8 protein-coding genes are annotated in these 9405 nt (G+C 46.3%); 2 read left to right on the top strand and 6 right to left on the bottom strand.

All coding sequences use genetic code 11. The features are described from left to right. Positions 1–242: 242 nt before the first annotated feature. Positions 243–647, bottom strand: coding sequence for a response regulator (locus BGL89_RS01490; RefSeq protein WP_286823950.1), 405 nt, complete (start codon positions 645–647; stop codon positions 243–245). 82 nt (positions 648–729) lie between these two features. Here BGL89_RS01490 and BGL89_RS01495 point away from each other — a divergent pair, with 82 nt between their 5' ends. Then, positions 730–3393 carry a DNA gyrase/topoisomerase IV subunit A gene (locus BGL89_RS01495; protein ID WP_286823952.1) on the top strand — a complete coding sequence of 888 codons (2664 nt, stop codon included), beginning with the start codon at positions 730–732 and terminating at the stop codon, positions 3391–3393. Between the two features lie 2 nt (positions 3394–3395). Further along, positions 3396–4079 carry a YdcF family protein gene (locus BGL89_RS01500; RefSeq protein WP_286823953.1) on the top strand — a complete coding sequence of 228 codons (684 nt, stop codon included), beginning with the start codon at positions 3396–3398 and terminating at the stop codon, positions 4077–4079. Positions 4080–4218: 139 nt separating this feature from the next. Here the strand turns inward: BGL89_RS01500 and kdpC are convergent, their stop codons facing one another. From kdpC to kdpB, 5 genes are read right to left on the bottom strand one after another with little or no spacing between them, the layout of a single operon-like run. Further along, positions 4219–4863 carry a K(+)-transporting ATPase subunit C gene (kdpC, locus tag BGL89_RS01505; protein ID WP_286823954.1) on the bottom strand — a complete coding sequence of 215 codons (645 nt, stop codon included), beginning with the start codon at positions 4861–4863 and terminating at the stop codon, positions 4219–4221. Positions 4864–4865: 2 nt separating this feature from the next. After that, complete coding sequence (locus BGL89_RS01510) at positions 4866–5072, bottom strand: potassium-transporting ATPase subunit F (protein WP_286823956.1); 207 nt, start codon at positions 5070–5072, stop codon at positions 4866–4868. Between the two features lie 40 nt (positions 5073–5112). Beyond that, positions 5113–6045 carry a DNA cytosine methyltransferase gene (locus tag BGL89_RS01515; protein WP_286823958.1) on the bottom strand — a complete coding sequence of 311 codons (933 nt, stop codon included), beginning with the start codon at positions 6043–6045 and terminating at the stop codon, positions 5113–5115. Next, positions 6042–7142 carry a HindVP family restriction endonuclease gene (locus BGL89_RS01520; protein WP_286823959.1) on the bottom strand — a complete coding sequence of 367 codons (1101 nt, stop codon included), beginning with the start codon at positions 7140–7142 and terminating at the stop codon, positions 6042–6044. Before BGL89_RS01520 ends, BGL89_RS01515 begins: the two co-directional genes overlap by 4 nt. After that, positions 7142–9301 (bottom strand): potassium-transporting ATPase subunit KdpB, encoded by a 2160-nt coding sequence (kdpB, locus tag BGL89_RS01525; protein WP_286823960.1) that lies wholly within the window; start codon positions 9299–9301, stop codon positions 7142–7144. The genes BGL89_RS01520 and kdpB overlap by 1 nt, the downstream gene beginning before the upstream one ends. Between the last annotated feature and the right edge of the window lie 104 nt (positions 9302–9405).

Consider the following 9405-nt stretch of genomic DNA (forward strand, 5'->3'; position numbering starts at 1 on the left):
ACAAAGCCTGAAACTCCTGACTCCTGACTCCTGACTCCTGACTCCTACCACCACCGAAAAACTTTTTCAGCAGACCCTACCTAATTTTCAGAGAAAAAGTCCCGGAATTTTCCCCCGATCACTCCCAGATCCGGTACTTTTTGATTGACAAAAGGTCTAAAAGTCTTACCCAACAAGGTTTTAAGATTTATTCAGCTAACCCTAGATCAATACTGATATACTAACAAAAGAAGACTCAAAGCTTACACCGACTCCCGATCAACGATCGCCAAAATTTGATCAACAAAAGCTTGGTGATCAACCACGGGTTTAGAAATATAACCATCGGCCTGACTCTGCTTGAGAAAATTCTCTCGATCGCCCTCCATAGCGTGAGCGGTGACGAGAATAACAGGTAAATCGGCGGTTTCGGGGTTAGCTTTGAGAATTTGGCTGATTTTAATACCATCTACCGCTTTCCCTTCATAGACACTATGGGAGAGGGAGACATCCATTAAGATCACGTCCGCTTCCTTGTCCCGAGCAATACGAAGCACTTCCTCCACGTCTTCAGTCCCTTTAACCTCTAGACCACCTCGTTTGGTCAAAATTTTGGCAAAAACGCGAAAATTAATCGGGTCGTCTTCTACAATCAAAACAGTCGTCATAGGGATGCTCAGGGATAAACAAGGTCAAAACGGGCAAAATGCCTTATGATTCACAGCTAGACAGATTGAAAACGAGAGACTCATGGCCAAACAACTGGATTTCTTAGCTAGTGGTCAAATTATACCCACGGCTTTACACCAAGAGATGGAACGCTCCTATCTAGAATATGCCATGAGTGTGATCGTGGGGCGAGCGTTGCCGGATGTACGGGATGGCTTAAAACCAGTACATCGTCGCATATTATACGCTATGCACGAACTGGGTTTAACCCCCGATCGCCCTTTTCGCAAATGTGCGCGGGTGGTGGGGGATGTCTTGGGTAAATATCATCCCCACGGCGATCAGTCAGTGTACGAGGCACTGGTTCGTATGGTACAGGATTTTTCCAGTCGTTACCCACTTTTATCGGGCCATGGTAACTTTGGTTCGATCGATAACGACCCCCCAGCAGCCATGCGTTATACAGAAACCCGTTTGGCCGGCATCGGTGATCAGGCGGTTTTGGGGGGAATTAGCGAAGCTATCGTTAATTTCAACAGTAATTTTGATAATTCTCAACAGGAACCCGTTGTTTTACCCGCTCAGTTACCGATACTCATTCTTAATGGTTGTTCAGGTATTGCGGTGGGGATGGCGACTAATATTCCTCCCCATAATTTAGGGGAAGTGGTGGAAGGTTTAATCGCTTTGATTGATAATCCCGATTTAAGCGAGGAAAAGTTAGTAGAAATTATCCCCGGGCCCGATTTTCCCACGGGAGGCGAGATTTTAGATGATACCGGCATTCGGGAGGCTTATCGCACCGGTAGGGGGATTATTCCCGTGCGCGGAGTGGCGAAAACTGAAACAATTATCATTGAGGGCAAGCGCCGAAGGGAAAGGACGGCAATTGTGGTTACTGAGTTGCCTTTTCAGGTGAATAAGGCGGCATGGATTGAAAAAATCGCCGAATTAGTCAATTTAGGGAAATTGGAGGGAATTGCCGATATCCGCGATGAAAGCAATCGCGAAGGCATTCGGGTGGTGATTGAATTAAAGCGGGAAAGTCAACCGCAGCAGGTTTTGGCGGCTTTATACCAACAAACGGCCCTACAGACTAATTTTGGGGCGATTATCCTCGCTTTGGTCGATAATCAACCCCGGCAGTTATCTTTAAAACAAGTTTTACAGGAATTCTTGCGCTTTCGAGAAACAACTCTCACCCGTCAGTATGGCGATGAGTTGCAACAGGCCAGCGATCGCTTACACTTAGTCGAGGGTTTATTATTAGCTTTGCAGAATATCGATCGAGTGGTGGATATTCTCAAAAATGCTCCCGATGGTACGACGGCTAAGTACCGTTTTCAGGCAGAATTGGGCATTAGTGACGCTCAAGCTGATTCTATCTTGGCTATGCCCCTACGTCGTCTAACTGGTTTGGAAAGACAAAAATTAGAGACGGAAGCGACGGAATTACAAACAAAAATTCAACAGTTGGAAACTCTCCTCCATAACCGTCAGGAGTTTCTCAAGTCTCTGAAAAAAGAATTGCGCTCTTTAAAGAAAAAATTCGCCGATAGCAGACGGACAAAAATTCGCACTGGGAAGTCGGGAGCAGGGAGCAGTCAGAAGGGAGCGGGGACAAAGGAGCAGTCAGCAGGGAAGAAACAGGATTCTGTGGTTAAAAAGCAGGAGTCAGTCCCGATGAAAAAATTTTCACCCCCACAGATGAAAGAGGTTTCCTTCCCTACACCCCACACCCCACACCCCACACCCTCTTTCGAGGCAGAAGTTAAAAAACAGGAGAATAAAGTTAAGAAAAAGTCTGAGAGTGAGAATGCACCGAGTTTAAGCCTATTTACGCCCCAAGAACCCCCAGAAAATGCGATTTTATTGCTTGATGCCGAAGATAAAATTAGTTGGACGACACCAGAAGAGCGAGCGCCGGACCAGGGTTTAATTATCTATCAACAGGCGATCGAAAAACGGGAAAATTTCCTAGTTATCCTCGATAATGCTAAAGCTTACCCGATTGCTACCCGGGAAGTTCCTCCAAAAGACAATCAACCGGTGTTAATCGACCGTCTGCTGACCAAAACCGCCCAACAAGATTCAGAAGCCGTGTTAAATCAATTTTTCTTGACGGAACCTAAAAAAAATCAAGAATTGCTTTTACTGAGTCAACAGGGGCGAATAAAGCGGCTTTCCATCGATGAATTAGAGGGGGTTGGTAGTCGGGGTTTGTCCCTCATGAAATTGAAAGAAGACGATCGCCTATATGGCGCTATTTTTACTCACGAGGGCCTGGACTTAGCGATCGCCACCAGTAGCGGTCGGGTGTTGCGTTATCCCGTGCGCGAGGAATTATTGCCAATTATGGGTAAATCTGCCCAGGGTTTAGCAATTTTGCGATTGCGCTACGGGGAAAATCTAGCCGGCTGTGTTTCTCTCCCTCATCGGGAAAATCTGCTGCTGATTTCGGGATTAGGTTACGGGAAAAGACTGGCGATCGAGAATTTACGTCTATCACAATTAGGCGATCTTGGTTCACCCGCTTTACAATTCGTTAACAAACAGGATAGTTTAGCGGCCATGGTAGCGGCCCGGGAGGGGAGTATAGTGTTATTAAGTACCAATCAGAATCGAAAACTACCCTTAGAGGTGGAAACTGTGACAGTTACGGGTAAAGACGGGACAGGTTCACAATTAGTCAAACTCAACCCCGCAGAAAAAATTATCAAAGCACAATTGTTACACCGTCTCTAACAATGGCGAAAAAAACGAAAAATGTTGCCCGTAAACACCGAAATTGGCAAAGATGGTTAAAAATAACTCCGATTCTGGTTTTTGGGTTTATTATCCTTAATTTAGCGATTAATTTAGCCATCCGCTGGCCAATTAATCAACAAAAACCCATTGATGCCATCTTAGTTTTGGGGGGCAGCATTCGTCGGGAAATTTATGTAGCCAATCTAGCCCAGCAATACCCCGATATACCGATTTTAATTTCCCAAGGCTCGAAAGACCCCTGTATTTTATTACTATTTGAACGGGCAAAAGCGCCAAAAACTAACGTCTGGTTAGAAAAGTGTGCTGATTCTACCTTCGGCAATTTTTTCTTTGCTGTGCCAATTTTAAAACAATGGGGAGTACATAAAGTAAAAGTTGTCACCTCTCCTACTCATTTACCCCGCGCTAAATGGTTAGCAGAAATTCACTTGCAATCCCATGGTATAGCAGTAGAAATCGATGCAGTCCGAGAAATTGGTATCCCCGGTAATCACGAATCAAAGCTAAAAACTGGGTTAGATGTGACTAGAAGTATAATTTGGGCTTTTGTGGGACAATTAATCTATCCCCGCTGTTGGCAAGTCATTCCCTTAAATTCCGTTGATTTAGAAGCTTGGCACGATGAAGGTTTTCAATGTGAATCTCAAGGTAAGATCAGCTAAACAATACTCTCCCAGTTAGTTTTTTAGCGGCTGCATCCCATTTTTGTAAATCTACTAAGTTGGGATTTTTAAAGGCAAACTCTCTCTTCCCACTTGCCACTTTCCTATACCTTTTAAACAGGATTGAGTATCAGAGGCCCTATCGGGTATTTGCGATCGCATCTAGAGCCAAATTCAGTTTCAGCAGGTTAACCCCCGGTTCGCCGAAAATGCCGAGAAAGCGATCATCGGTGTTTTTGGTAACGAGGATCTCCACTTGATTTGGCGGTAATCCCCGCACCCGCGCCACCCGCTCGATCTGCGCTCTGGCAGCCTCTGGGGTGATATGGGGATCGAGACTCGATCCGGAGGTATATACCAGATCTGCGGTGGGTTTAATTCCCGCTTTCTCTAATCGGGGAATCTCCCCCTCCATAGCTTTTGCCGGATCGGGATCGGGTTTTCCTTTAATGCGATCGATCAACACGGGGTTACTGGGAGCTAGGTTACTCGCTCCCGAAATTCCGGTTTGCAGGACTTTGTTAGGATCGTTTTTCGGATCGGCCGTACTGTAGGTGGTGGTACTCGGACGACTATTGAAATAGCGATCGCTGGTGAAAGGTTGCCCAATTAGAGCCGAACCCACCACTTGACCTTGATTATTGGTGATCAAACTCCCGTTCGCTTGCCAGGGAAAAAGAATTTGACCGATGGCGATCATCGAGAAAGGATAGATCAGCGCAGTGATCACCCAGAGAACTAGGGTAGAACGGATGGCTCTACCGGCCTCGCGTGCAAAACTCATAATTAAAACCTCTCTGGTATAAAGATGACCAAGAACAGATAGATAAATAAAGCAAAGGCGACTAATCCTAAAAGGGTTAACGCGGAAGCTTGCGTCCTATCGATAGTGCTTCCCGTAGAAGCTTGAACGATGGAGGAGAAAAGAATTGTCAGACAGAAATTTAAGAAAATATACCAGAAAAATCGGTATTTTCTAGGTGATGCTTTCATAAGAATTAGAGGTTTTTGGAGATTTGTTTTTGCCAGTAAATCAAGAAAATAGCTGTAGTTGTCGATAGGTTGTCTTGTTCCCCTTTTTCAATTCATAGTTAAGAATACATTGGCCCACATATCTGGACAAATTAACAGGAACAGCATTGCCAATCATTTGTTCTAGATTAGATTTTGTTCCTGTAAAAATAAAGTCTTTAGGAAAAGTTTGAATATAGCTTCGCTCCCTCGTTGTTAGCGGTCTTAATTTTTCCTTGAGATGACAAGCATCACCGGGATGTTGTCGATAGGTTTTGGGAACTGGTCGATTTACTCCTCGAATAGTAGGGCTAGGTTCATAAATACTGAATATCGCCCTTCTTTGATAGCTTCTAGGATGTCTATAATAGTATTCTATGTCTAATTCTTTGCCCATATAGTCAAATACAGTCAGAGGTTGAATTGATAGATTTTCATTGATTTCATCGATTAAAAAATCATCTTCTTCGTTCATTTTACCGATCAGAAAATATCTTTTTCTAGTTTGAGGAACTCCGCAGTAACAAGAATTAATAACTTTTCCAGTTAAACCATAACCATGTTTTTTTAAAATTTGTTTTGCTTGAGTGAGTATTTTACTTTTCTCAATTCTATCCACATTTTCCATAACAAACCATTGCGGACTTACTCTAGTGACAATTTCAGCGAATGTGAGCGTTAGATTCGCTCGTCCTAAACCCTCGTCTCTCTTACCCGCACTGGAAAAGTCTTGACAGGGAGGACTGCCGACAATAATCTCAGGATTATATTGAGCAAATATTTCTTGGCTAGATTCTCTAGATAAATCGACATTAAATATCGGATGACTAAAGTTATTTCTATAGACATCTATAGCAGGTATCCAGTTATCAAATGCGGCCACAATAGTAAACCCCGCTTTCTGGAAACCTAAAGATAAACCACCACAACCAGCGAATAAATCGATTGTGATCATTTTGCTCCCTCCTCTAAATTGAACAAATCGGGTGAATTATAAATAATAGCATCAAATCGCCTTTCAGGACTCAATAAATTTTGTCCACCTCCTAAAATAATTTCTCTGATTTCTGATTTGTTAATTCTGGGTCGATGCAAAATTTCTGAACGCATATACTGGTTGGTAATTTTGCCGCTTAATGCAAACGCTTTATCGTTTTTTGTATTGTAAGAAAGTTGATCGATTATTTTTCTATGATTGATGCGCTCCTGTTTGCTGAAATCGTCAAGCATTTTGAACAGCCATATCGCAGAACGTATTTGTCTGGAAATACTTTTTTCTATTCTCGCTTCAAATTTAGTCAGATCTGCGAATAGCCGAGTGAAGGCTAGATCGCTCCAAACGAACACATCTAAACATTGCTCTGCCAATCTTGAAGATTTGCCTTCCGTTTTCCAGATCGGCTGTATTAAAAATGGTTGTTGATAGGGCAATAAATCAAGCGATAGTCGGTCAATAACGCCAACTATTGATAGTAAATAAGGCATTACCTCTCTCGGTTCTGTCCAGTCTTGAATAGAATCGAAATCACTACCGATAATCTCCTGCATTTTTTGTATATTTTGCCTAATGTGATTAATGATACTACAGGCGAGATACACAATGGTATCTGGTCTAACCACTATTTCACATCCATAGCGAATATCTTCTAAGTCACAAGTTGTATTGTCTGGTAAAGCGGTTAATTTAATTTCCAGACCTCGAAGACAATTACCGTTATCTATTCTCTGGGTTACTAGATCGACTCTAGGCAAACTACCGATTACAAATTGATTATACGGCGTAAATTGACTCTCGAAAGCGTAAAATAAATTATCGGAATCGGGAGCTAGACCGTATAACTCTTGTGTACTTAACTCCGCAGGTTTAATTTTTAAATTTTCATCGAGTTTCAGATATACATTTTTCAGTCCTTTCCAATCCAAGTAAGCGCACAAAGAAGCTGGAAATGAGGAATTAAATTGATTTTTACCCCATGTTTCTTTTTGGTTAAAATCCCGATTCGAGTGCTTCAATCCGAATAAACTAGGCTTAAATATTGCAGATTTTGCCATTACCTCAACCCGATCGCTGAAATTATCTCATCAATAATCTTAATAGCAATAAACGGCGCAATCATGCCTCCCACCCCGTAGATGAGGATATTGCGCCGCAATAGTTGGTCGGCAGTAAGGGGGCGAAATTGAACGCCTTGAAGTGCCAGAGGAATCAAAACAGGGATAATCAGGGCATTGTAGATCAGGGCCGAGACGATCGCCGATTGAGCGCTTTTCAAACCCATGATATTTAAAGCACCGATCCCAGCAGCGGCGAAAATCGTCGGGATAATAGCGAAATACTTAGCGATATCGTTAGCTACCGAAAACGTGGTCAGGGCGCCGCGGGTAATGAGTAACTGTTTGCCGATGGTGACTAAATCGATCAGCTTGGTCGGGTCAGAATCCAGATCCACCATATTGGCCGCCTCCTTCGCCGCTTGGGTTCCGGAGTTCATCGCCACACCGACATTAGCCTGGGCCAGTGCGGGTGCGTCGTTGGTTCCGTCTCCCGTCATGGCAACTAACTTGCCCTTGGCTTGCTCGCGACGGATCACCTCGATCTTATCTTCCGGGGTGGCCTCAGCGATAAAATCATCCACCCCCGCCTCCGCCGCGATCACCGCCGCCGTGATCTGGTTGTCGCCGGTGAGCATGATCGTTCTCACACCCATGCGCCGTAATTGGTCGAAACGCTCTTTTAATCCCGGCTTCACGATGTCCTTGAGATAGATCACCCCGTAGATATCGTTACCCCGACAGACGGCGAGGGGAGTTCCCCCCAAACGGGAAACCCTTTCCTGTGCCTGATCGAGGGTCTCGGGAACGGAACCACCGCGGGAACGGACGAAACCTTTAATCGCGTCTACGGCTCCCTTACGGTATTCCTCGCCGTCCATATCGGTGCCGCTCATGCGGGTACGAGCGGAGAATTCGATTCCCTCGCCGGGTTGGCCATCGATGGAGAGGTTCGCGCCCAAATTCCGGGCTAAGGCAACGATCGAGCGTCCTTCCGGGGTTTCGTCGAAAAGACTGGCCGCTAGACAGATGCGGGCTAATTCCTCGAGGTTATGACCGTTCACGGGGATAAATTCGTCAGCCAGTCGGTTTCCGAGGGTAATCGTTCCCGTTTTGTCGAGAAGGAGGGTATTCACGTCGCCGCAGGCTTCCACGGCGCGCCCAGAGGTGGCGATGACGTTAAACTGAGCCACACGATCCATGCCGGCGATGCCGATCGCGCTCAATAAACCGCCGATCGTCGTGGGAATGAGGGCGACGAGGAGGGAGATCAAGATGGCGATACTGGAACCGGCCCGAAAGGTATCCGCAACCGCCGGCCCGAGACTCATTTCCAGGAAACCGGCGATATAGTTCCCGATCGGCGGAATCGTGGCGACGACAATTAAAAAGACTTGGGTTAACACGGCCAGAAGTACCGTCAGCGCGATCTCGTTGGGGGTTTTCGTGCGCTCGGCCCCTTCCACAAGGGAGATCATGCGATCGATAAAACCCCGGCCGGGATCTTGAGCGATCCGCACCGTCAACTCGTCCGAGAGAAGCCGCGTACCACCGGTGACGGAACTGGCGATGTCGGTTCCGGGTTGTTTGAGGACGGGGGCCGATTCTCCGGTGATCGCCGATTCATCCACCGAACCGATTCCCTCGATCACTTCCCCGTCGGCGGGAATCACGTCCCCGGCCACCAGTTTTACCCGATCGCCCCGACCCAAGGCCGTGGAACTGACCGACTCGATCGAGCCGTCGGCAAGGATTTTCCGGGCCATCGTGTCGCTGCGGGTCGAGCGCAGGGCATCGGCCTGGGCTTTTCCCCGTCCCTCGGCGACCGCCTCGGCGAAGTTGGCGAACAGCACCGTGAAGAAGAGGATGAGGGTGATGATGCCGTTAAGTAGCCGTTGTTGTCCCCTATCCCCGGCGATCGTGCCGAATAGATGCGGGTCGATCGTGACCAGGGCCGTGACGATCGTTCCTAACCAGACCACGAACAGGACCGGGTTACGCACGGCGATGCGCGGGTCGAGTTTGAGGAAGGACTGCTGGATCGCGCGTTGATAGAGACCTGTCCGGTTTACCTTGGGGGTGTGGCGGCGGTCGTCCCGGCGACCTCTCGGCACTCGCAAAGGGCGAGAGGATTTAGAATTTCCTTTGTTCGTTCTCATCGAAAATTTTGGCTCTGAAACCCCGTCGTTCTACGACGGCTTTACCGTTAAATACTAGCGCATTTACCAAATATATGCTAAAATGTGAGACATGGAAAAAGCCT

It is taken from the genome of Microcystis sp. LSC13-02 (assembly GCA_002282935.1).
Taxonomy (GTDB): domain Bacteria; phylum Cyanobacteriota; class Cyanobacteriia; order Cyanobacteriales; family Microcystaceae; genus Microcystis.

Excerpts from the sequence above, each read along its gene's own strand:
- BGL89_RS01490 (WP_286823950.1), bottom strand. The coding sequence starts at position 647 with ATGACGACTGTTTTGATTGTAGAAGACGACCCGATTAATTTTCGCGTT.
- BGL89_RS01495 (WP_286823952.1), top strand. The coding sequence starts at position 730 with ATGGCCAAACAACTGGATTTCTTAGCTAGTGGTCAAATTATACCCACG.
- BGL89_RS01500 (WP_286823953.1), top strand. The coding sequence starts at position 3,396 with ATGGCGAAAAAAACGAAAAATGTTGCCCGTAAACACCGAAATTGGCAA.
- kdpC (WP_286823954.1), bottom strand. The coding sequence starts at position 4,863 with ATGAGTTTTGCACGCGAGGCCGGTAGAGCCATCCGTTCTACCCTAGTT.
- BGL89_RS01510 (WP_286823956.1), bottom strand. The coding sequence starts at position 5,072 with ATGAAAGCATCACCTAGAAAATACCGATTTTTCTGGTATATTTTCTTA.
- BGL89_RS01515 (WP_286823958.1), bottom strand. The coding sequence starts at position 6,045 with ATGATCACAATCGATTTATTCGCTGGTTGTGGTGGTTTATCTTTAGGT.
- BGL89_RS01520 (WP_286823959.1), bottom strand. The coding sequence starts at position 7,142 with ATGGCAAAATCTGCAATATTTAAGCCTAGTTTATTCGGATTGAAGCAC.
- kdpB (WP_286823960.1), bottom strand. The coding sequence starts at position 9,301 with ATGAGAACGAACAAAGGAAATTCTAAATCCTCTCGCCCTTTGCGAGTG.